The sequence below is a fragment of the Streptomyces sp. NPDC005303 genome (genome assembly GCF_040607335.1).
Lineage (GTDB): Bacteria > Actinomycetota > Actinomycetes > Streptomycetales > Streptomycetaceae > Streptomyces.
In genome coordinates this window covers 62,959-84,437 of the sequence record NZ_JBEXGM010000030.1, presented here as the reverse complement: position 1 = coordinate 84,437, position 21,479 = coordinate 62,959, and the positions used below count along the sequence as shown (strand labels likewise).

Sequence of the window (21,479 nt, the reverse complement as noted above, 5' to 3'; positions counted from 1 at the left end):
TCCCCCTTCTTCCTCACTTCCCTTGTTACGGAGCACACGTGTGTACTTCGCATGAGCACGATCAGGGCGAGGCCGCGCAGGCCGGTGCCGGACGGCGCGGTTTCCTGCGGGCGACGGCACTGCTGGGCGCGGCCGCCACGGCCGGGGTCGCACTGCCCGCGGTGGCCGAGGCCGCCTCGGGTTCGTCCTGGCGCCCGGACACCGAGAGCCGGCGGTTCACGCTCGCCGTCATGCCCGACACGCAGTACCTCTTCGACGGGCCGAGCATCGACAAGGCGCCCGTGGAGGCCTCGCTGCGGTATCTGCTGGAGCACGGGAAGGACGAGAACATCGTCTTCCTGTCCCACCTCGGCGACCTCACCCAGAACGGGGCGGCGGCCGAGTTCGCCGCGATCGGTGACGCGTTCCGGCTGCTCGACCGGCGCGGGGTCGGCTACAGCGTCCTGGCGGGCAACCACGACGTGAGGTCCTCCACCACCGACCAGCGCGGCGCGACACCGTACCTGGACGTGTTCGGTCCCGACCGCTTCAAGGGCCACAGGACGTTCGGGGGTGCCTCGCCCGACGGCTACAACACGTACCACCTCTTCCGGGCCGCGGGCCGCGAGTGGATGGTGCTCGCCCTGGACTGGCGGCTATCGGACAAGGGGTACGCCTGGGCGAAGAGCGTCCTGGCCGCCCACCCGAGGACCCCGGTCGTCCTGACCACGCACGAGCTGGTCGTCGAGGACGACAGCCTGTCGGCGTACGGGCAGCAGCTGTGGGACCAGCTGGTCAAGGACCACGACCAGATCTTCCTCACCCTCAACGGCCACTACTGGCCCGCCGGTCGGGCGGTCCGCAAGAACACGGCGGGCAACGACGTCCACCTGCACCTGACGAACTACCAGAACCGGTACTTCGGCGGCGCGGCCATGATCCGCCTGTACCGCTTCGACCTCGACCGCGGGGTGATCGACGTGGAGACGGTCTCCCCGTGGATCCTCGGCCGCGCCGGGAAGGGCCTCAACGAGCTGGAGCGGCAGGAGATCGAACTCAGCGGCGACGCCGACCGGTTCACCGTCGACATCGACTTCGCCTCGCGGTTCGCCGGCTTCGACCCGGTGCCCGCGCGGGCGGCGCGACCGGCGTCGAAGATGCTGATACCGGGGACGGCGGCGTACTGGCGCTTCGATTCGGCGGTCTCCGGCACGGTCCGCGACCTCTCCGGCCGCGGCAACGACCTCACCGTCGTGTCGGTGGGCGGCGGCTCGCTGGGCTGGTCCGCAGACCATCACCCCGACCAGCCCGGTCACGGCAGCCTGGAGTTCCAGGGCTACAAGTCGCCGCTGAAGGGCGCCTACCTGCAGACGGTCGACAGGGCGCCGCTCAACTCGGCGGAGTTCAAGGGCGGTTACACCATCGAGGTGTTCTACCGCATGCCCGCCGACTGGGACCCGGACCACAACGCCTGGGCGGGGCTGGTCAGCCGGCGGGGCACGGGCGGCGCGGCGGGCAAGACCGCGGACGACCCCGACGAACCGCTCGCGACACTCTCGCTGTCCAACGACCGTGAACCTCAGTGGGCGATGCGGCCGCTCAACCAGGAGGGCATCGCCACCAACTGGGGCCAGGAGACTCCGCTGGAGACCTGGTGGCACCTCGCCGTCGTCAACGACGGAAAGCACACCACGCTGTACGTCCAGGGCTGCCCGGTGGTCCGCAACCCGAAGGCGTCCGCCGTCGGGATCACCTCGGTCGGCGAGCCCTGGCTGCTGGGCGGCTACACCTACGCCGACAAGATCGACCAGATCTTCCACGGACGGCTCGGCGACGTCCGGATCGTGTCGCGGGCGCTGCCCGTCACCTCCTTCATGACGCACTGACCCGACTCACCGACTGGGATCACCATGACCGAGCAGCAACTGCCCTCCTGGGCCGACCCGTCCGTCAACCCCGCCGACCTCGACGCGCAGGGCGTGTCGAGACGTGGACTCCTGCGCCGCGCCGGCCTGTTCGGGGCCGCGTTCGCCCTGGGCTCTGCGGCGACCCCCGCCTTCGCCTCCTCCGACCAGCGGCACTTCGGCGGCGAGGACCCCCGCCTCGCCTACCTGGTGGGCGACCACCATGTGCACTCGGTGTACAGCCACGACGCCAAGTACACCTTCTCCCAGCAGGCGAAGGCCGCCGCGAAGTACGGCCTCGACTGGATGGTCTTCAACGAGCACTCCAACTTCGGACACGCCTCCTACGGCGCCAAGCTGGAGCACGCGGAGATCGTCAGGGCCCGCGCGGAGAACCCGCGCCAGCTCATCTTCCAGGGCCTGGAGTGGTACATCCCGGCCGCCGAGCACTGCACGGTGTTCGCCGCCCCCGGCCCGCACGAGACCGACCTGCTCACACAGTTCGAACTGGCCTACGACGGAAAGCTCCTCGGCTACACCGAGGGCTCCGCGGGCGCCGCCGACACCGCCCGCAACGAGGCCCACGCCGTCAAGGCGATCAAGTGGCTGGCCGAGCAGCGCCGTTCGGGTTACGTGGACGACGTCCTCGTCCTCGCCAACCACCCGCTGCGGCTCGGCATCGACTCCCCGCACGAGATGCGGGGCTGGCGGGACGCGGCCCCCGAGATCATGATCGGTATGGAGGGCGCACCGGGCGCCCAGGGCGCGGCGATCCCCGGCTGGCGCAGCGCCACGTCGATCCGCGGCGAGTACGAGAACAAGCCGTCGGCGCAGTCCTGGTCGGGCTATCCGGCGGACGCGTATCTGACGTACGGCGGCTTCGACTGGGCGACGGCGACCGTCGGCGGGCTGTGGGACTCGATGCTGGCCGAGGGCAGCCTGTTCTCGATCACCACCAACTCCGACAACCACCGCACCGTCTTCGACACCTGGAAGAACGGCGACTGGCCGGCCGGCCAGAACTTCGACAACACCGGCAAGCTGCCCGACCCGGTGAACACCGACACCCCGCAGCCCGGCAGCGACTTCTGGCCGGGCCAGTTCAGCCGCACCCACGTCGGCGTGACCCGCTACGGCTACCGCTCGGTCATGTCGGGCCTGCGCGCGGGCCGGGTCTGGGTGGACCACGGGCATCTGCTCGACGGACTCGACGTCCGTGTGAAGCGGGACTGCGACTTCGGGCGCGGTGTCACGCTGGGCGGCCGGCTGCGGGTCCGCAAGGGCGAGAAGATCACGCTGTACGTCACCGTCACGAGCGCCTCGCGCCCCAACCCCCAGGGAATCCTCCCGGAGTTGGCGCACGTGGACGTGATCCGGGGCGCGGTGCGCGGTCCGGTGAGCGACCGGGACGGCTGGAAGGCTCCCGACACCAAGGTCGTACTGACGAAGGACGTGTCCGGCCGGAAGGGGACGTACACCCTGCGCATCCCGCTGACCGCCGGAGACGAGTCCTTCTACGTCCGGCTGCGCGGCAGCGACGGCAAGCGGCACGGCACGGGCTACCTCGGTGCCGCCGTCGACCCGCACGGCCCGATTCCGCACGCGCCCGGGGACGGTGACCCGTGGGCGGACACGTGGTTCTATTCGAACCCCGTCTTCGTCGACGTCACCGGCTGAGGTCGGCGCCCCGCAGGGGCGCGGGGAACTGCGCGACCAGTCAACGGTCCCGCGGTTCCCCACGGCCTGCCTCCGCGAGGAACTTCCTAGGCGTAGAACCGCGACAGGCTCTGCAGCACCGCCGCCGGCTTGGCGCCGCCCTCGATCTCTATGGCCCCGTCGACGGTGATCTGGACTCCGCCGGGCACCTCCTCGACGTCCGTGAGCTTGGCGACGAGGCGGATGCGGGAGCCCACCTTCACCGGCGAGGGGAAACGGACCTTGTTCAGGCCGTAGTTGACCTTGGTGGTGACGCCCTGGACGTCCAGCAGCTCGGTGAAGAGCGGGATGAACAGGGACAGGGTCAGGTAGCCGTGGGCGATGGGGGCGCCGAAGGGGCCCGCCGCCGCCTTCTCGGGGTCCACGTGGATCCACTGGTGGTCGCCGGTGGCGTCGGCGAAGGTGTTGATGCGCTCCTGGGTGACCTCGATCCACTCGCTGGTGCCGAGGTCGCTGCCGGCGAGCTTCTTCAGTTCGTCGATGCCGTTCACGGTGACGCTCATGTAGCTGTCCTTACTCAGGAGTCGGAGCCGTAGCGCTTGCGCACCCGGGACTTGAGGAGCTTTCCGGAGGCGGTGCGCGGGAGTTCGTCCGCGACCACCACCGACTTGGGGATCTTGTACTTGGCGAGTCGGCCGGCCAGGGAGGCCAGGACCTCGTCGGGATCGGGCAGGGCGCCCTCACGGGGGACGACGACCGCGCGCGGCACCTCGCCCCACTTGTCGTCCGGGACGCCGATGACCGCGCACTCGGCGATGTCCGGGTGGCCGAGGAGCAGGTCCTCGATCTCGGCGGGGTAGATGTTCTCGCCGCCCGAGATGATCATGTCCTTGATGCGGTCGACGATGAAGACGTATCCGTCCGCGTCGACCCGGGCCGCGTCCCCGCTGCGGAACCAGCCGTCCGCGAAGGAGGCGGCGGTCTCCTCGGGCAGCCCCCAGTAGCCGGGCATGACGTGCGGGCCGCGGAGCACGACCTCGCCGGTCTCGTCGATGTCGACCGGCGCCAGGTCCGGCCGTACCACCCGGACGTCACTGAAGAAGTGCGGCACACCCGCCGAACCCGCCTTGCTGATGGCGTGTTCGGCGTCCAGGAACAGGGTTCCGGGCGAGGCCTCGGTCATGCCGTAGCCCTGGAGGAAGGTCAGCCCGCGCTCCTGGTAGGCGGCGATGAGGGGCGTCGACACCGGGGAGCCGCCGCAGGTCAGGATGCGCAGGGAGGACAGGTCCGCGTCCGCCCAGCGCGGGTGCCTCGCCACCTGCTCGAACATCGTCGGCACCCCGAACATGAAGGTGATCCGATGCCGTTCGATCAGGTCGAAGGTGGCGCTGGGGTCGAAGGCCTCGACCAGGACGCAGGTTCCGCCCTTGAGCAGCACCGGGAGCGTGAGCATGTTCAGGCCCGCGGTGTGGAACAACGGGGCGGAGACCAGGGCGCGTTCGTCGGCGATCAGGTCGGTGTCGACGAGGACGTTGATCGCGTTCCACGTCAGGTTGCCGTGGGTGAGCATGGCGCCCTTGGGACGCCCTGTTGTGCCCGAGGTGTACATGATGATGCAGGTGTCGTCGGGCGCGACCGGCTCGTCGATCGGCTCGGCCGGCGACTCGGCGAGCAACTGCTCGTACTCGGCGCCGACTTCGACGTACGTGCGCACGTCGGTGCTGCCCGGCAGCCCGGCGACGAGCCCCGCGTGCGAGGGGCCGTAGACCAGCGCCCTGGCTCCGGAGTCGGAGAGCTGGTAGCCGATCTCCGGTCCGGCGAGGCGGGTGTTGAGGGGGACGAAGACCGCGCCGAGGGTGCCGGCCGCGAACAGCGTCTCCAGGTAGGAGGGGTGGTTCGGGCCGAGGTAGGCGATCCGGTCGCCGCGCCGGATGCCCCGGGCGCGCAGGGCGTGCGCGAGGCGGGTGACGCGGGTGTGCAGCTCGGCGTAGGTGACCGTCGTGTCGCCGTGGATCAGGGCGGTGCGGTGCGGGGTCTTGCGGGCCCGGCGTGCGGGCCACGAACCCAGTCCCTCGTTGCGCATCTGGGGCCCCTTACGGCTTGGTCAGCCCGAGCAGACGGGCGGCGTTCTCCTTGAGGATCTTCGGCTTCACCTCGTCCTTGATCGACAGCTTCGCGAAGTCGGCGAGCCAGCGGTCGGGGGTGAGGACGGGGAAGTCGGAGCCGAAGAGGACCTTGTCCTTGAGCAGCGTGTTCGCGTACTGCACGAGCTGCGGCGGGAAGTACTTCGGCGACCAGCCGGACAGGTCGATGTGCACGCCCGGCTTGTGGGTGGCGACCGCGAGGGCCTCGTCCTGCCAGGGGAACGACGGGTGCGCCAGGATGATCTTCAGGTGCGGGAAGTCGGCCGCCACGTCGTCCACGTGGAGGGGGTTGGAGTACTTGAGGCGGATGCCACCGCCGCCCGGGACGCCCGCGCCGATGCCCGTCTGGCCGGTGTGGAAGAGGGCGATCGTGCCGGTCTCCTCGATGACCTCGTAGAGGTCGTACGCCACCGAGCGGTCGTTGGGGAAGAAGCCCTGGATGCTGGGGTGGAACTTGAAGCCCTTCACCCCGTACTCCTCGACCAGACGGCGGGCCTGCTTGACGCCCGCCTTCCCGCGGAAGGGGTCGATGGAGGCGAAGGGGATCAGCACGTCGGAGTTGGCGGCCGCGGCCTCGGCGACCTCCTCGTTCGGGACCGGCGCGGTGCCGGTCGCGGACTCGGCGTCCACCGTGAAGATCACGGCGGCCATCTTCCGCTCACGGTAGTAGGCGGCGGTCTCCTGAAGAGTCGGCTTCCGCTTGCCCTCCACCTTGAAGTAGGCGGAGGAGGCGTCGTGCAGGTCGTCGTCCAGCGAGGAGTGGCCCTTGGAGGAGACCTCCGCGTGGGTGTGTACGTCGATGGCGACCAGCTCGTCGATGTCCATCAGGCCTCCGGAAGCTTCGGTGCCGGGATGCCGACCGTCTGGAGCTCGGCGCCGACCGACGTGGGGAAGGCGTCGGCCAGGGTGTCGGGGGTCCAGCCGCCGTCCGCGTACGCCGTCTTGATCTCCTGCGGATGGGACCAGAGTGCCACCTTGTCGCCGCCGATGCCGATGGCCTGGCCGGTGATGGAGCGGGCGGCCTCGGAGGCGAGGAAGGGGACGAGGGCCGCGCAGTCCTCGGGGGTGCCGAAGCCCTCGCCCTTGCGGAGGAAGTCCGGGAGCGGCTCACCGTTCTTCATGGCCTCGATGTACGGGGCGAAGGCGGGGATGGTCTCGGTCATCGCGGTGGCTGCGACGGGCACGATCGCGTTGACGGTGATGTTCGCGCGGCCCAGCTCCATCGACCAGGTGCGGGCGAAGGCGGCGATGCCGGCCTTGGCGGCGGCGTAGTTCGTCTGGCCGAAGTTGCCGCGCTGCCCGGCCGGGGAGCCGACCAGGATCAGGGTGCCGCCCTCGCCCTGCTCGCGCATCCGGACCGCGGCGGCGCGGGCGCAGGTGAAGGTGCCCTTGAGGTGGGTGGTGATCACCGCGTCGAAGTCGTCGTCGGTCATCTTCCACAGCACCTTGTCGCGCAGGATGCCGGCGTTGGTGACCAGGATGTCGATCCGCCCGAACTCCTCCACGGCCCGGTTGACCAGGCGTTCCGCGGCCTCGGTGGTGCCGACCGGGACGACCTCGGCGACGGCGGTGCCGCCCGCCTCGGCGATGGACTTCACGGCTGCCTCGGCCACGGCCTCGTCGACGTCGTTGACGACCACGGAGGCGCCGTGGGCGGCGAGGGCGTGCGCATAGGCGAGGCCGAGGCCCCGGCCGCTGCCGGTGACTACGGCGACCTTGCCGGAGAGATCGATGCTGGGCACGAGCGGGTCCCTTCACGAGCTGATGCTTGGGGTGCGGCTACGAGATCGAAGCTAAGAGCAATAATTGGTGACGTCAATAGTTGTTGGAGACCTTCGGGTACGTCATGCTGGAATCTCCCTGACCCGCCGAGCACGAGGAGCCCGCCATCACACGCCAGCACGTCACCCCGAAGCCCATCGACTCGGAGGAGCCGTGGATGCGCGGGCTGCACGCGGACACCGGTTACCTGCTGTACCGCCTGGGTCTGCGCTCGGGCCAGTTGTTCAACACGTTCCTCCAGGAGTCGGGGCTGCGACTGCGGCACTACGCGGTGCTGCGCTATCTCGCCGGCTCCGAGGGCGCCCTCCAGCGGGAGCTGAGCTCACAGCTCGGCTACGACCCCAGCGCGATCGTCGGCCTGGTCGACGACCTGGAGAAACTGGGAATGACCGAGCGCCGCCCCTCCCCCGACGACCGCCGCAGCAAGATCGTCGTCCTCACCGAGAACGGCCGGGCCTTCCTGCGCGGCACCGACGAGGCGGGCCGTCGGGTGACCAACGACCTGCTCGCGCCGCTGGACCCCGCCGAGCGGGACACCCTCCAGGCCCTCCTGCTGAGAGTCGCCGACCAGCCATGACCGTCCGCTCCGCCCCCGACCGGCTGCTGTCCGTGCTGGCCGCGTTCGACCACGACCACCCGGCGCTGTCCCTGACCGACATCAGCCGGCGGGCCGGGCTGACGCTGACGACCACGCACCGGCTGGTGGGCGCGCTGACCGACTGGGGCGCGCTGGAGCGGGACGACGCCGGGATCTACCACGTCGGACTGCGCCTGTGGGAGGTCGCCGCGCTCGCCCCGCGCGGCGTCGGGCTCAGACAGCTGGCGCTGCCGTACCTGGAGGACCTGTACGAAGCCACCCACGAGAACGTGCAGCTGGCGGTGCGCGACGGCTCGGACGTCGTCTACATCGAGTGGATCTCGGGGCGCTCGTCCGTCGGGGTGCACATCCGGGTGGGCGCGCGCTGGCCGCTGCACGCCACCGGGGTCGGCCTGGTGCTGCTGGCGCATGGCGAGCCGCGGGAGCAGGAGGAGTACTGCACGGCACCGCTCGCGATCTTCACGCCGTACACCATCGCCGAACCGGCGAAGCTGCGCCGGGTACTGGCCGAGGTCCGGCGCACCGGCGTCGCGGTGAGCAGCCGCCAGGTCACCGACGACGCCCTGTCGGTGGCCGCCCCCGTGTGCGGACCCGACGGGACGGTGGTCGCGGCCGTGTCGGTCGTCGTGCCCCAGGCCGACGCCCAGGTGCCGGCGTTGATCCCGGCGGTCCGGCTCGCCGCGCTCGGGATCTCACGGGCGCTGGGCTGGCAGCCCACGGACGCGCCTCGTTCGAGCGCCGGATATCCCTCTCACCGGTGAGGCCCCGGCCCCACCGGCGTCGTGATACTGGAACGGCCCCGGCCCCGAGGAGCCGCTCATGTCCGCCGCCCGGTCCTGGTACGCCCCCGTCGTGACCCGTCTGAGGACGACGAATCCGTACGTCGTCGACAGCGCGCTCGCCGTGCTGGTGCTGTTCGCCGCGTCCCTGCAGTGGATGTTCCCGGACGAGGGCGACGACCCGCTGAGCCTGGTGGGCTGGCTGCTGGGGGCCGCCACCGCCGTCCCCCTGGTCTGGCGCCGCCGCTTCCCCTACGCGTGCGCCCTGGCCGTCTCGGCGGCCACCACGGCGATGGCCTACTACCACGCGCCACCGCCGGACGTGCTCTACGGCGGGCTCGTCGTCCTCTACACCATGGCCGCCCAGGGCCTGCCCTGGCAGCGCCGCACGATGCTGGCGAGCTGGCTGATCGGGGCCGTGGTCACCATGCAGCACAAGGAGCACTCCGAGCCCTTCGAGTACGCCTTCCACATCACCGGCATGATCTGCGCCTACGGGCTCGGCGTACTGGCCCGCGTCCAGCGCGCGTACACCGCCGCCGTCGAGGACCGGGCGCGCCGGCTGGAACGGGAGCGGGCCGCGGAGACCGCGCGGGCGATCGCCCAGGAACGCTCCCGGATCGCCCGGGACATGCACGACATCCTCGCGCACGCGGTCAGCCTGATGGTCGTCCAGGCGGAGGCAGGACCCGTCGTGGTGCGCAGTGATCCGGCCCGCGCCGAGGCCGCGTTCGACGCGATCGCGGCCAGCGGGCGGGACGCGATGACCCAACTCCGGCGAATTCTCGGCGTGTTGAAGGAGGAGGAGCGCCGGAGTGGCGCTACCCGGCTGCCGCAACCGGATCTCGCCGGGCTCCCGTCCCTGGTCCGGCAGGTCTCCGAGTCGACGGGACTGCGGGTCGAGTCGACCACCCGGGGCAGGCCGCGCCCTCTGCCTCCGGACACCGAGGTCGCCGCCTACCGAGCCGTACAGGAAGCCCTGACCAACACGGTGAAGCACGCGTACGCTTCCTGCGCACAGGTGGAACTCGACTGGGCGGAGGACGAGTTGACCCTCACGGTGACCGACGACGGCAGGGGCCACGCAGACCCGGCGGGCGGCCACGGTCTGATCGGTCTCAGGGAGCGCGCGGCCGCCTGCGGGGGCAGCGCGGAGGCCGGTCCCGGCCCGGAGGGGGGCTTCCGGGTCGTCGTACGGCTGCCCGCCGGCGCGGACCGGGAAGCGGCCCTCGGGTGAGCATCCGGGTGGTCGTCGCCGACGACCAGGAGCTGGTCCGCAGCGGCTTCACCATGATCCTGGAGGCGCAGCAGGACATCGAGGTGGTCGCCGAGGCCGGGGACGGCGCCGAGGCGGTGGCCGCGGTGCGGAGCCACACCCCGGACGTACTGCTCCTCGACATCCGGATGCCCGTCATGGACGGTCTGGAAGCGGCCCGGCGGGTGTGCTCCGAGTCGAGCTGCAAGGTGGTCATGCTGACCACGTTCGACCTCGACGAGTACGTGTACGACGCGCTGTACGCCGGAGCCAGCGGCTTCCTCCTCAAGGACGTGCGCCGGGACGACCTCGTGCACGCGGTCCGCGTGGTCGCCGGCGGTGACTCGCTGCTCGCGCCGACCGTCACCCGCCGCCTGGTGGCGGACATCGTGCGCCGCCGCCGCGAGGAGGCCGCCACCGGGGCCACCCCGGACCGCCTGGACGTCCTGACGGCCCGCGAGGTGGAGACCCTGCGGATGCTGGCCCGGGGCCTGTCCAACGCGGAGATCGCCACGACCCTGTTCGTGAGCGAGCACACGGTGAAGACCCATGTCAGCAATGTCCTGAGCAAGCTGGGGCTGAGAGATCGAGTGCAGGCCGTGATCCGCGCCTACGAGACGGGACTGGTGACGCCGGGCGCGCCCTAGTCCCCGGGCTGGTCCCCGAGTTCGGTGAACAGGGTCAGCTGAAGCGAACCGGGCGCCTCCAGGCGGGAGTTGAGGGAGTTCCACGGCGTACGGGTCGGCTCGGCGACCACCTCCGCCCCCGCCTGCGCCAGCCGGGCCGTGGTGGCGGTCGAGTCGTCGACCTCGAAGGCGACCCTGATGTGCCCGGCGACCCGCCTGCCGACCTCGACCTGGTCGATGAACGCGGCATGGTTCGGATCGGTCAGCTCCAGCGTCGCCCGCCCCGCCTCCAGAATGGTCACCCGCCCGTCGGGCGACGAGAACGCGGCGCGCTCCGGCAGCCCGAGGACGTCCCGGTAGAAACGCAGCGCCTCGTCGTAGTCATCCGCCGTGACGACGAGACGGAGTTCACGGACGGCGGGTGGTACCTCGGACATACGGCCTCCTCGATGGTGTCCCCCAGCTCAACTCCCCGACCGGTACCGAAGATTCCTCCCCCGCGGGAGTGAGGAGCCACCCCGCCTCACCCGTATGACGGATGCCCCGAAACCGCCCGCCCCGGCGATCCGGTGAGCACGCCACCGCAGCAGTCTGAGGGTGCCATCGACCACCGCCAACCCGCCGGGAGGCCCCCGTGCTCTCCACCCTCGCCCGGGCGGCGACCCGCCGCCCGCTGACCGTCATCGGCCTCTGGGCCGCCTTCCTGCTGCTGGGCTTCGGCCTCGGGACGGGCGTCTTCGCCGATCTCTCCGACGACGTGCCCGACGTGCCGGGTACCGAGTCCGACCTGGCCGACGACTACCTCTCCGGCGTGGACCCGTCCGGTGAGTCCGTCACCGCGGTCGTCGCGGGCGAGGCCGTCTCCGACAGGGCCCTGCGCGCCCAGGTCGAGCGGACCGTCGCCGAGGTCCGGAAGATCGCCGGGGTGGCCGCCGTACCGAACCCGTACACCACTCACGGTCTCACCGCCCGTGACGGACAGGCGCTCATCATCCCCGTCACCTTCGAGGGCGGCCTCAGCGACGAGGCCGAGGAGAAGGCGACCGACACGGCCGTCGAGACGATCAAGCGGATCGACGCGCCCGACGTCCACGTCAGCGGCGGCGAACTGCTCGGCCGACAGCTCGGCGAACGGGCCCAGGAGGATGTGAAGAACGCCGAGTTGATCTCCCTTCCGGTCGTACTCGCCCTGCTGCTGGTCGTGTTCGGGGGCCTGCGCGCCGCCGCGCTGCCACTGGTGATCGCGGTGAGCGGGATCGCGGGCGCGTTCCTCGGACTGTTCGCCTTCAGCCAGGTCACCGACATCTCGGTGTACGCGATCCAGGTCACCACCATGCTCGGTCTCGGACTCGCCGTCGACTACGCCCTGTTGATGCTGGTCCGCTTCCGGGAGGAACGCCGGCACACGGACGACGTCGTCGAGGCCGTGCAGCGCACGGTCGGCGCGGCAGGGCGGACCGTCCTGTTCTCCGGGCTCACCGTGGCCGTCAGCCTGACCGGACTGCTGGTCTTCCCGAGTGTGTTCCTGCGCAGCATGGGCCTGGCCGTCGCCGCCGTCGTGGTGGTCGACATGCTGGCCGCGGTCACACTGCTGCCCGCGCTGCTCACGAAGTTCGGGGGCGGGATCCGGCCCCCGAAGACACGCTCCGAGGACGAGGAGGGCCGTGTCTTCGCCCGCCTCGCCCGCTTCGCACAGCGCCGCCGGGCCGCCGTCCTGGTCGCTCTCGTCCCGATCCTGCTGCTCCTTGCCCTGCCCGTGACCGGCATGCGGATCGCCATCGGGGACGCCCGGCAGCTGCCGTCCAGCACCGAGGCACGGCAGTTGTACGACACCGTCGACGCGCACTTCCCGAAGGGCACCGGGGTCTCTCCCGTGGTCGTCGTCCTCAAGCCCGGCACCGACCCCGCGACCGCGGACCGCATCCGCGCCCTGGTGCCGAACGCCGAGTCCCGTGATCTGCCGGGCGGCAACACCGTCGTGGAACTGCAACCGCCCGGCACGGTGGACGGCACGGCGGCCACCGGCCTGGTCGAGCGGGTGCGGGAGGTGCGCGGTGACGAGCCCGTCGAGGTCACCGGGGTCGCGGCCCGGCTGGTCGACTTCCGCGCCATGCTCGCCGATCGGGCACCCTGGGCGGCGCTGACCGTCCTGGCAGCCGTCTTCGTGCTGCTGTTCGCCTTCACCGGTTCGGTGCTGATCCCGCTGCGCACGATCGCCACCACCGTGCTGAGCCTGGGCGCCGCGCTCAGCGTGGTGGTGTGGGTCTTCCAGGACGGCCACGGGGCCGGGCTGATCGGCGGCGAGGGCCTGGGCGCGCTGAGCCTGACCGCCCCGCCCCTGATCGTGTCGATCGCCTTCGGGCTCGCCATGGACTACGAACTGTTCATCCTGGCCCGGATGCGGGAGTCCCGGCAGCGCACCGGGGACGACCAGGAAGCCGTGGTGACCGGGCTGCGCCGCTCCGGGCGGGTCGTCACCTGTGCCGCGCTGCTCCTCGCGGTGGTCTTCGGCGCGTTCATGACCGGCGGGTTCTCCCCGATCCTCCAGATCGGTCTCGGCCTGACCCTGGCGGTGCTGATCGACGCGACGGTCGTACGGATGCTGCTGGTCCCGGCGACCATGGCGCTGCTCGGCAGGCATGCCTGGTGGGCGCCGAAGCCGCTGCGCAGGGCGCATGAATGGTTCGGGCTGCGGGAGACGGCCACGCCCGAGGGGGCCGTGTCGACGAACGTCTGACGGCGACGGACGGCGGTGCTCCGGCGCTCACGTCGAGCGCCGGAGCAGGCCTGGCCCCGGAGGCCCGCGCTGCCACCGTGTGCCTCCGCGGGTGTCCGCGTACCGGTTGAGGCCTCTCCTCAGGGTCTCCTCATCGGAATCTCAGCCAGTGGCCCGGCGATTCAAAGGATCACCCAAGGTGCGAGGCGCACGATGCAGCTGCAATGGCGGATGTCTCAGGAAGGCCTGCAGTGGGTGACTCGCACATAACGAACCGGTCCGAGCAGTCGGAGCGGTGGTCCCGGCGCGGGATCCTGGTCGCGCTCGGCGCCGTACCGGCCGCGACCCTGCTGACGGGGTGCGGCGGCGGTTCGGCGGACGCCTCCCAGGGGTCCGGGGCGACCGCGTCCGTGCGGGCGGCGACCAAGAAGGCGGTCGTCTCGGTCACCCCGGTGGACGGCACCACGAAGGCCGACTTCGCCGCCCCCGTCGAGGTCGCGGTCACCGACGGCACCCTCGCCTCGGTGCAGGTCACGGGCAACGACGGCTCCACGCTGACCGGGTCCTACAACGACACGAAGACCAGATGGACCTCGTCGAGGAACCCGTACTCGGGCACCAGGTACACGGTCACGGTCACCACGGCGGGCGGCACCGAGGAGACGACGAACTTCACCACCAGGTCTCCAGGCGAGACGTTCGTGGGTTACTTCACCCCCGAGGCGGGTTCCACCTCCGGTGTCGGCATGCCCGTGTCGATCAACTTCACCCATGCCGTGTCCGACAGGGCCGCCGTCCAGAAGGCGATCACCGTGACCGCGGAGCCCGCGGTGGAGATCGTGGGCCACTGGTTCAGCGACACCCGGGTCGACTTCCGGCCCGAGACCTACTGGGCGCCCGGCACGACGATCACGCTCGGTCTGCGGCTCAAGGACGTGCAGGGCTCGGACGGCGTCTACGGCGTGCAGTCGAAGGACGTCACCTTCCACATGGGCCGCGAGCAGATCAGCACGGTCGACCTGGCCGCCAAGGAGATGGTCGTCAAGCGGGGCGGCGAGAAGATCGCCACCTACCCGGTCAGCGGCGGCGACCCGGACCACACCACCTGGTCCGGGATCATGGTGATCAGCGAGCGGTTCAAGCAGACCCGCATGGAGTCCTCCACGGTCGGACTCGGCGACGAGTACGACATCTCCGACGTCCCGCACGCCCAGCGCCTGACCACGTCCGGGACCTTCGTGCACGGCAACTACTGGGCGGCCGGCTCGGTGTTCGGCAGCCGGAACACCAGCCACGGCTGCGTCGGCCTGCACGACGCGAAGGGCGCGAACGACAGCTCCGTGGACGGTTACAAGTTCTACGAGAGCTCGATGCTCGGCGACGTCGTCATCGTGAAGAACTCCGGCGAGAAGACGGTGGAGCCGTCGAACGGACTCAACGGCTGGAACCTGTCGTGGTCGGACTGGAAGGCCGGCAGCGCGGTCTAGAGGTCACAGGAGCCTGGCCAGCGCGGCCTCGGAGGGGCTTCCCGGCACCGCCTGGTAGACGATGATCACCTGCTGCTCGGCGCCCCCGACGGTGAGTGCCTGCCGCCGCAGGGCGAGCTCACCCACGACCGGATGCGCGAAGCGTTTGAGCTCGTCTCGGGAGGGCCGCGCGTCGTGCCGCGCCCACAGGCCACGGAAGTCCCCGTCCGCCTCCAGTTCGGCGACGAGCCGCGCGACCCCGGGATCGCGCGGGTCGGCCTCGGCGCGCAGGGCGGCGGCCGTCTGCGCGGCGATCCCGGGCCAGTCCGGGAACAGCCGGCGGGCCGCCGGGTCGAGGAACATGTCCCGGGCCAGGTTGCGCCCGGGCTCGTACATCGGGGCGAGCGCGCGGGCCCACTTGTTGGCGACCAGCACGTCGAACCGCCGGTCGCGCACATACGCCGGGGTGCCCGCCCACGCGTCGATCAACTGGTGCAGGTCCGGGGCCACTTCGGTCTCCGTCGGCCGTACGGGACCGGGCGCGGCGAGCGCGAACAGGTGCGCCGAGGCGTCTGTGTCCAGCTCCAGCGCCCGGGCGAGCGCCCGCAGCACCTGCGGTGACGGATGCTGGTCGACGCCCTGTTCCAGACGGGTCAGATACGGCTCGCTGATGCCGGCCAGCCGGGCCAGTTCGTCGCGACGCAGTCCCGCGACCCGGCGCCTGCCGTGCGCGGGCAGGTCCGCACGCGAGGGCGGGATCCGTCCCCGACGGGCTTTGAGGAACTCTCCGAACGCGTTGTCGGCGGCCATGCCGGGAAGGGTAACCCTCCGGGGGTGCTGGCTGCCGTCGGGTGGAGGGCGCAGGGTCGAGGGCATGGAAAAGACCTGGTTCATCACCGGCGCGTCCCGCGGCTTCGGCCGGATCTGGGCCGAGGCCGCACTGTCCCGAGGCGACCGCGTGGCCGCCACCGCCCGCCGCATCGAGTCCCTGAAGCCCCTCGCCGACACCTACGGCGACAGCGTCCTGCCCCTCACCCTCGACGTCACCGACCGAGCGGCCGCCTTCACCACCGTGCAGCGGGCCGCCGACACCTTCGGCCGCCTCGACGTGGTCGTCAACAACGCGGGCTACGGCCTGTTCGGCATGGTCGAGGAGACCACCGAGGAACAGGCCCGCGCCCAGCTGGACACGAACGTGCTCGGCCCGCTGTGGGTGACCCAGGCCGCTCTGCCGGTCCTGCGCGCCCAGGGCGCCGGACACATCCTTCAGGTGTCCAGCATCGGCGGCCTGGCCGCGTTCCCCTCCCTGGGCCTCTACAACGCCTCCAAGTGGGCACTGGAGGGCATGAGCGAGGCGCTCGCCCAGGAGGTCGGCCCGCTCGGCGTCCGCGTCACGATCGTCGAACCCGGCCCGTACGGCACCGACTGGTCCGGCTCCTCCGCGGTGCACACCGAACCCCTCGCCGCCTACGAGCCGATCCGCGAGGCACGCCGGGCCGGGGCCGCGGCCCGCGCACCCCAGGACCCCGCGGCCACCGCCGAAGTCATCCTCGAACTGGCCGACACGGACGAGCCACCCCTGCGACTTTTTCTCGGCACGTACCCCTATCCCGTCGTCGAGGCCGCCTACCGGCAACGACTCGACACCTGGAACGCCTGGCGCCCACTCGCCACAAAGGCCTGACGGCCGGTCGCGACGCCGACACACGGGAGTTGGGCGGACACATCGACCGGGCGGGCCCAGGGGTGGCCCCGGGGCGGGCGGCCCGCCAGGACGGCTGGAACACCTGACACCGACCCGCCACGAAGGTCTGCCGTCGAACGCGACGCCGCACGCGGCCGTTGGTCCGACACACCGACCGGACGACCCCCAGGGCGGGCGCCCGGCCTGGACAGCTGGAACACCTGACACCCACCCGTCACGAAGGCCCGACCGTCGAACCCGACGCCAACACACGGCAGTTGGGCCGACACACCGACGGGGCGGCCCCTAGGGCGGGCGCCCCGCCTGGACAGCTGGAACACCTGACACCCACCCGCCACGAAGGCCCGACCGTTGAACCCGACGCCAACACGCGGCAGTTGGGCTGACGCATTGACAGGACGGCCCCGGGGCGGGCGCCGCGCTGGACACTGGAGCGTCTGGCGCCCACTCGCGATAAGTGCCTGACCACCTGTCGCGACGTCGGAACACGGCAGTCCGGCGAGCACATCGCCAGGGCGGCCCCCAGGGTTGGCACCCCGCCTGGACACCCCGAACACCTGACACCCACTCACCACGGAAGCCCACCGCCGAATGCGACCCCACCACACGGCAGTTCAGCAAGCACACTGCCAGTGCGCCCCCGGGCAGGCGCCCGGGGGCGCGGTGGTTTCGCACGGGGCGCCGGCTCGATCGAAAGCGTCGCGTGTCCCCCGAGCCGAGACCTGACTGCAAACGGCATCCGGGCCGGGCCCCGGTCGACGCGAACCATCCGACCACCGCTGCACTCGCCCTGCCCACGCTCACCGACCGGGCCCACGCGAGGCCCGCGTCTCAGCGCCCCCACTGGACCTCGAGCGGATCGGACCCACGCCGGAGACCGACCCGACGACCTGCACCGGGCACCGCGTCGAATCCCGCGCGCCGGGACCGTGGAGTCGGATTCACGGGGTGAACTCACCTGGGGCGCGGCGACTTTCACTGTTTCACCTCTTGACGCCCGGAGTGGCCGAGAGCACATTGGGCGCACTTTGAGAGCGCTCTCAGACAGTGCGCTCGAAGATCACGCAACCCCGCACGCAACCCCGCACCCCACCCCGTACCCGAGAGGCACCCCCATGAGTGAAACCTCCGGCATACCCAGACGGCGACGGGCCCTCGTCGCCGTACTCAGCACCCTCGGTCTGGCCGCCGCCCTCGCGACGGCCGCCACCCTCCCCGCCGACGCCTCCGCACCCACGCCTCCCACGGGCTGGTCGCAGGTCTTCCTGGACGACTTCAACGGCTCCGCCGGGACCGGCGTCTCCACCTCCAACTGGCAGTACGCCACCGGGACCTCCTACCCCGGCGGCCCCGCCAACTGGGGCACCGGCGAGGTCGAGAGGATGACCAACAGCACCAGCAACGTCGCCCTCGACGGCAACGGCAACCTGCGCATCACCCCGCTGCGCGACTCGGCCGGCAACTGGACCTCGGGCCGCATCGAGACCAACCGCACCGACTTCCAGCCCCCGTCCGGCGGCAAGCTGCGCGTCGAGGCACGCATCCAGATGCCCAACGTCACCGGCACCGCGGCCGAGGGCTACTGGCCCGCCTTCTGGATGCTGGGCGCGCCCTACCGCGGCAACTACCAGAACTGGCCGGGCGTCGGCGAGCTGGACATCATGGAGAACGTCCAGGGCATGAACCGGGTGTGGGCCACGATGCACTGCGGCACCAACCCGGGCGGCCCCTGCAACGAGACGACGGGTATCGGCAACAACGTCGCGTGTCCCGGCTCGACCTGCCAGTCGGCCTTTCACACCTACACGATGGAGTGGGACCGCTCGGTGAGCCCCGAGACGATCCGCTTCCTGGTGGACGGCACCCAGTTCCACTCGGTCAACGCGAGCCAGGTGGACGCGACGACCTGGGCCAACGCCACCCAGCACGGGTTCTTCATCATCCTCAACGTGGCGATGGGCGGCGCCTTCCCGGACGCGTTCGGCGGTGGGCTCGACTCCGGGACCCAGTCCGGCGTGCCCATGGTCGTGGACTACGTCCAGGTGCTGTCGGCGAGTGGGAGCGGTACCACGCCGCCGCCCTCGGGTGGTGTCGACGCCTATGGCACCATCCAGGCGGAGTCCTACAACGGCCAGAGCGGTGTCGGTACCGAGACCACGACCGACACCGGCGGCGGCCAGAACATCGCCTCCCTGGCCAACGGTGACTGGGCGCTGTACCAGAACGTCAACTTCGGCTCCACGGCGGCCACTCAGTTCGTCGCGCGGGTGGCGAGCGGCGCGGCGGGCGGGGTCAGCGGTCTGGTCGAGGTGCGCCTGGACAGCCGTACCGCCACACCGATCGGCAGCTTCGCCCTCGCCAACACCGGTGGCTGGCAGTCCTGGAGAACGGTCCCGGCGAACATGAGCTCCGTCACCGGCACCCACAACGTCTATCTGACCTTCACCAGCGGCCAGCCGGCCGACTTCGTGAACGTGAACTGGTTCAACTTCCGTCACTGAAAGGCTGGTTGAGCCCCGCGAGGCCGCCTGTGCGGTCTCGCGGGGCGGTGCCGTGTCACCCCAGATAGGCGGGGGCGACCGCGGAGGTCATCAGGCGGCGGGCCGTGCCGGTGCCGTCGGCGGGTACGGTCCACAGGTCGGAGCCGTAGTCGCCGGGCAGGGCGTAGACCAGGGTGCCGTCGTCGGCCCACAGCGCCTGGTCGTCGATGTTGCGGGACTCGGCCGTCGCGGTCTCTTTCATAGTCCGCAGGTTCAGGACGTACAGACGCCAAGGGGCGTCGGGCGAGGCCCCCTTGACGCGTTTCTTGTAGGCGATGCGGGTGCCGTCGGGTGAGAGGGAGGGGCATTCGACGTTGCGGTGCAGGGTGGTGAGGGTGCGTGCGGTGACATCTCCTCGCACGAGATACGTCCGGCCGCCGGTCGCCAGCGTGGCGTAGAAGCGGTCGTCGTCGGCGAAGGTGACGCCCCAGATGTTGGTGTCCGCCGCGTGGTAGGTCCGGCCGTCCTTGATGACGTGGAAGGTCTCCAGGTTGTCGTCGATCGCCCAGGTACGGGTGTCGACGACGGCCGTGCGGGTGGAGAAGTTCGTTCCGGCGTACGAGTCCCCGCTGACGAACACCGTCCAGGCGACCAGATGCCCGGAGGGCGAGACCCGGGCCCGGGTGGGGATGCCGGCCGCCGGGAAGCGGTGCCGTTCACGCAGGTGCGCGTCGAGCACCACCGCGCGGTAGGTGTCCTCCAACGCGCCGTGCACGGCCTGGAGGCAGATGCCGGTGCCGGCCGCCGCGTGGAAGCGCAGGCACTTCACGCCGGAGGCGGTGCGCGGGCCCTGCGGATCGTCGGCGGGGACGGTGGCGATCTCGTCGCGGTGCGGGCCCCAGGCCAGGTTGCGTACCAGCAGGCGGCGTCCGTCCGTCGGCCGCAGCGAGACGGTGCCGGCCCGCACGGTCGGTCCGTCGGCCTGCTGCTGGTCCCTCATGCCCGAGCGGTGGGCGGCGTACAGCACCGACCCGGTGCCGACCGCGCCGAGCAGCACGACGGCGACGAGCAGGGTCACCAGACGGGTCGTTCGGGTCATGCGGGCACCTCATCGGTGGTTGCGGTGTCGCGCAGGACGAACGCGGCCACGGACGCGCTGACGGCCAGTGCGGCCGCGGTGACGGCGAGCGCGGTCCGGCCGCCCCACAGGCTCCAGGCCGCGCCGAAGGCGAGCGAGCAGGTGAACCGGGCCAGCGCCTGCCCGGTGCCCACCAGTGCCTGCCCCGCCCCCTGGTGCCGGGCGGGGACGACCGCGGCGGTAGCGGCCGCGAGGACTCCGTCGGTGGCCGCGTAGAAGGTGCCGTGCAGGACGAGGACGGCGACGACGGCCGGGACGCCGTGCCACGGGGAGAGCACCAGACCGTAGCCGAGCAGCAGGACGCCGTGGCCCGCCAGGAAGAGCCGGCGGCGGCTGACGCGGTCGGCGAGCGCGCCGAGCGGCACGGCGAGCAGCAGGAAGAACGCGGCGGTGCCCAGCGGCAGCAGCGGGAACAGATGGGCGGGGAGGTTCCCCTCGCGCTGGAGCAGCAGATAGAGGAAGGAGTCGCTGACGGTGGTCAGACCGAGCAGGGCCGCGCAGAAGGTGAGCCGCCGCAGCTCGGGACGGCGCAGCAGCCCGAGGGCGTCGCGGAGCGACGGCCGTTCCCGCTCCGGCGGTTGTACGGCCCCTGCCGGGGTGATGTGACGGGGCACGAAGAGAACCAGCACCAGGACCCCGAGCACGGCGACGCAGCCGCTGACCGCGAAGACCGCGTCATAACCGTCGACGGTGGCCCGCAGGACGGCGAAGGCGAGGAGCGGGCCGAGGAGCGCGCCGGTGGTGTCCATCGCCCGGTGGACGCCGAACGCCCTTCCCCGGTGCGCTGGTTCGGTCGCCAGCGAGATCATCGCGTCCCGCGGGGCGGTGCGCAGTCCCTTGCCGGTGCGGTCGACGGCGAGCACGGCACCGAGCACGGGGAGGGTGTGGGCGAGGAGCAACAGCGGCTTGCACAGCGCCGACAGGCCGTAGCCGAGGCCCGCGACGATCTTGTGGCGGCGGCCTCCCCGGTCGGCGAGGTGGCCGCCGGCCAGCCGGACCAGGGCGCCGACGCCGTTGTTGACGCCGTCGAGGAGGCCGAAGCCGAGGGGCGACAGGCCGAGGCCCGCGACCACGTACAGCGGCAGCACGGCTGTCACCATCTCCGAGGAGACGTCCGTGATCAGGCTGACCGCGCCCAGGGCCAGCACGGTGGCGGGCACGGCGGCCGGCCGCCGTCCGGGACGGGTGTCCGGGACGGCGGCGGCCTCGGTGCCGCGGGAACCCGTGCTCCGGGAGTCCGCGAGGTACACC

General features: G+C 71.3%; 18 protein-coding genes. 10 read left to right on the top strand and 8 right to left on the bottom strand.

Going from position 1 to position 21,479, the window contains the following annotated elements:
- The first annotated feature begins 38 nt into the window (after positions 1-38).
- Both ABZT93_RS31755 and ABZT93_RS31750 read left to right on the top strand, forming a co-directional pair.
- The gene (locus ABZT93_RS31755; protein WP_356111176.1) at positions 39-1,865 is read left to right on the top strand and encodes a LamG-like jellyroll fold domain-containing protein; all 1,827 of its coding nucleotides are present in this window, start codon (positions 39-41) and stop codon (positions 1,863-1,865) included.
- Positions 1,866-1,889: 24 nt separating this feature from the next.
- Positions 1,890-3,560, top strand: coding sequence for a histidinol-phosphatase (locus ABZT93_RS31750; RefSeq protein ID WP_356111175.1), 1,671 nt, complete (start codon positions 1,890-1,892; stop codon positions 3,558-3,560).
- Positions 3,561-3,646: 86 nt separating this feature from the next.
- On the opposite strand, the gene ABZT93_RS31745 is transcribed toward ABZT93_RS31750, so the two are convergent.
- From ABZT93_RS31745 to ABZT93_RS31730, 4 genes are read right to left on the bottom strand one after another with little or no spacing between them, the layout of a single operon-like run.
- Positions 3,647-4,102 (bottom strand): MaoC family dehydratase, encoded by a 456-nt coding sequence (locus tag ABZT93_RS31745; RefSeq protein ID WP_356111174.1) that lies wholly within the window; start codon positions 4,100-4,102, stop codon positions 3,647-3,649.
- 14 nt (positions 4,103-4,116) lie between these two features.
- Positions 4,117-5,622 carry a long-chain fatty acid--CoA ligase gene (locus tag ABZT93_RS31740; protein WP_356111172.1) on the bottom strand — a complete coding sequence of 502 codons (1,506 nt, stop codon included), beginning with the start codon at positions 5,620-5,622 and terminating at the stop codon, positions 4,117-4,119.
- A gap of 10 nt (positions 5,623-5,632) precedes the next feature.
- Positions 5,633-6,508, bottom strand: coding sequence for an amidohydrolase family protein (locus tag ABZT93_RS31735; protein WP_356111170.1), 876 nt, complete (start codon positions 6,506-6,508; stop codon positions 5,633-5,635).
- Complete coding sequence (locus ABZT93_RS31730) at positions 6,508-7,425, bottom strand: SDR family oxidoreductase (RefSeq protein ID WP_356111168.1); 918 nt, start codon at positions 7,423-7,425, stop codon at positions 6,508-6,510. The genes ABZT93_RS31735 and ABZT93_RS31730 overlap by 1 nt, the downstream gene beginning before the upstream one ends.
- A gap of 197 nt (positions 7,426-7,622) precedes the next feature.
- Between ABZT93_RS31730 and ABZT93_RS31725 the strand changes: the two genes are divergently transcribed.
- From ABZT93_RS31725 to ABZT93_RS31710, 4 genes are read left to right on the top strand one after another with little or no spacing between them, the layout of a single operon-like run.
- Complete coding sequence (locus tag ABZT93_RS31725) at positions 7,623-8,042, top strand: MarR family transcriptional regulator (protein WP_356111167.1); 420 nt, start codon at positions 7,623-7,625, stop codon at positions 8,040-8,042.
- Positions 8,039-8,824, top strand: a complete 786-nt coding sequence (locus tag ABZT93_RS31720) for an IclR family transcriptional regulator (RefSeq protein WP_356111164.1) — start codon at positions 8,039-8,041, stop codon at positions 8,822-8,824. Before ABZT93_RS31725 ends, ABZT93_RS31720 begins: the two co-directional genes overlap by 4 nt.
- Positions 8,825-8,882: 58 nt before the next feature.
- A complete protein-coding gene (locus ABZT93_RS31715) occupies positions 8,883-10,079 on the top strand; it encodes a sensor histidine kinase (RefSeq protein WP_356111162.1) in 1,197 nt (398 codons plus the stop codon).
- Positions 10,076-10,744, top strand: a complete 669-nt coding sequence (locus ABZT93_RS31710) for a response regulator transcription factor (RefSeq protein ID WP_356111160.1) — start codon at positions 10,076-10,078, stop codon at positions 10,742-10,744. The genes ABZT93_RS31715 and ABZT93_RS31710 overlap by 4 nt, the downstream gene beginning before the upstream one ends.
- Here the strand turns inward: ABZT93_RS31710 and ABZT93_RS31705 are convergent.
- Entirely contained in the window at positions 10,741-11,160 is a 420-nt protein-coding gene (locus ABZT93_RS31705; RefSeq protein ID WP_356111158.1) for a VOC family protein, read from the bottom strand. The genes ABZT93_RS31710 and ABZT93_RS31705 overlap by 4 nt on opposite strands.
- 197 nt (positions 11,161-11,357) lie before the next feature.
- Here ABZT93_RS31705 and ABZT93_RS31700 point away from each other — a divergent pair, with 197 nt between their 5' ends.
- Together ABZT93_RS31700 and ABZT93_RS31695 are read left to right on the top strand one after the other, a co-directional pair.
- Positions 11,358-13,460, top strand: a complete 2,103-nt coding sequence (locus tag ABZT93_RS31700; protein ID WP_356111156.1) for an MMPL family transporter — start codon at positions 11,358-11,360, stop codon at positions 13,458-13,460.
- 230 nt (positions 13,461-13,690) lie between these two features.
- Entirely contained in the window at positions 13,691-14,926 is a 1,236-nt protein-coding gene (locus tag ABZT93_RS31695) for an Ig-like domain-containing protein (protein WP_356111154.1), read from the top strand.
- Between the two features lie 3 nt (positions 14,927-14,929).
- Here ABZT93_RS31695 and ABZT93_RS31690 read toward each other — a convergent pair whose 3' ends face one another.
- On the bottom strand, positions 14,930-15,715 hold the full coding sequence (locus ABZT93_RS31690) for a helix-turn-helix transcriptional regulator (protein ID WP_356111152.1): 786 nt from the start codon (positions 15,713-15,715) through the stop codon (positions 14,930-14,932).
- 64 nt (positions 15,716-15,779) lie between these two features.
- Between ABZT93_RS31690 and ABZT93_RS31685 the strand changes: the two genes are divergently transcribed.
- Both ABZT93_RS31685 and ABZT93_RS31680 read left to right on the top strand, forming a co-directional pair.
- On the top strand, positions 15,780-16,589 hold the full coding sequence (locus ABZT93_RS31685; protein WP_356111150.1) for an SDR family oxidoreductase: 810 nt from the start codon (positions 15,780-15,782) through the stop codon (positions 16,587-16,589).
- Positions 16,590-17,725: 1,136 nt separating this feature from the next.
- Positions 17,726-19,111: a glycoside hydrolase family 16 protein gene (locus ABZT93_RS31680; protein ID WP_356111148.1), complete on the top strand. Its 1,386-nt coding sequence runs from the start codon at positions 17,726-17,728 to the stop codon at positions 19,109-19,111.
- 55 nt (positions 19,112-19,166) lie between these two features.
- On the opposite strand, the gene ABZT93_RS31675 is transcribed toward ABZT93_RS31680, so the two are convergent.
- Positions 19,167-20,189: a TolB-like translocation protein gene (locus tag ABZT93_RS31675; protein WP_356111146.1), complete on the bottom strand. Its 1,023-nt coding sequence runs from the start codon at positions 20,187-20,189 to the stop codon at positions 19,167-19,169.
- Positions 20,186-21,478 (bottom strand): MFS transporter, encoded by a 1,293-nt coding sequence (locus tag ABZT93_RS31670; protein ID WP_356111144.1) that lies wholly within the window; start codon positions 21,476-21,478, stop codon positions 20,186-20,188. Before ABZT93_RS31670 ends, ABZT93_RS31675 begins: the two co-directional genes overlap by 4 nt.
- Position 21,479: the final 1 nt, after the last annotated feature.

Coding starts and splice junctions, on each gene's coding strand:
- ABZT93_RS31705 (WP_356111158.1), bottom strand. CDS start 11,160: ATGTCCGAGGTACCACCCGCCGTCCGTGAACTCCGTCTCGTCGTCACG.
- ABZT93_RS31740 (WP_356111172.1), bottom strand. CDS start 5,622: ATGCGCAACGAGGGACTGGGTTCGTGGCCCGCACGCCGGGCCCGCAAG.
- ABZT93_RS31750 (WP_356111175.1), top strand. CDS start 1,890: ATGACCGAGCAGCAACTGCCCTCCTGGGCCGACCCGTCCGTCAACCCC.
- ABZT93_RS31725 (WP_356111167.1), top strand. CDS start 7,623: ATGCGCGGGCTGCACGCGGACACCGGTTACCTGCTGTACCGCCTGGGT.
- ABZT93_RS31745 (WP_356111174.1), bottom strand. CDS start 4,102: ATGAGCGTCACCGTGAACGGCATCGACGAACTGAAGAAGCTCGCCGGC.
- ABZT93_RS31680 (WP_356111148.1), top strand. CDS start 17,726: ATGAGTGAAACCTCCGGCATACCCAGACGGCGACGGGCCCTCGTCGCC.
- ABZT93_RS31675 (WP_356111146.1), bottom strand. CDS start 20,189: ATGACCCGAACGACCCGTCTGGTGACCCTGCTCGTCGCCGTCGTGCTG.
- ABZT93_RS31715 (WP_356111162.1), top strand. CDS start 8,883: ATGTCCGCCGCCCGGTCCTGGTACGCCCCCGTCGTGACCCGTCTGAGG.
- ABZT93_RS31685 (WP_356111150.1), top strand. CDS start 15,780: ATGGAAAAGACCTGGTTCATCACCGGCGCGTCCCGCGGCTTCGGCCGG.
- ABZT93_RS31690 (WP_356111152.1), bottom strand. CDS start 15,715: ATGGCCGCCGACAACGCGTTCGGAGAGTTCCTCAAAGCCCGTCGGGGA.
- ABZT93_RS31735 (WP_356111170.1), bottom strand. CDS start 6,508: ATGGACATCGACGAGCTGGTCGCCATCGACGTACACACCCACGCGGAG.
- ABZT93_RS31720 (WP_356111164.1), top strand. CDS start 8,039: ATGACCGTCCGCTCCGCCCCCGACCGGCTGCTGTCCGTGCTGGCCGCG.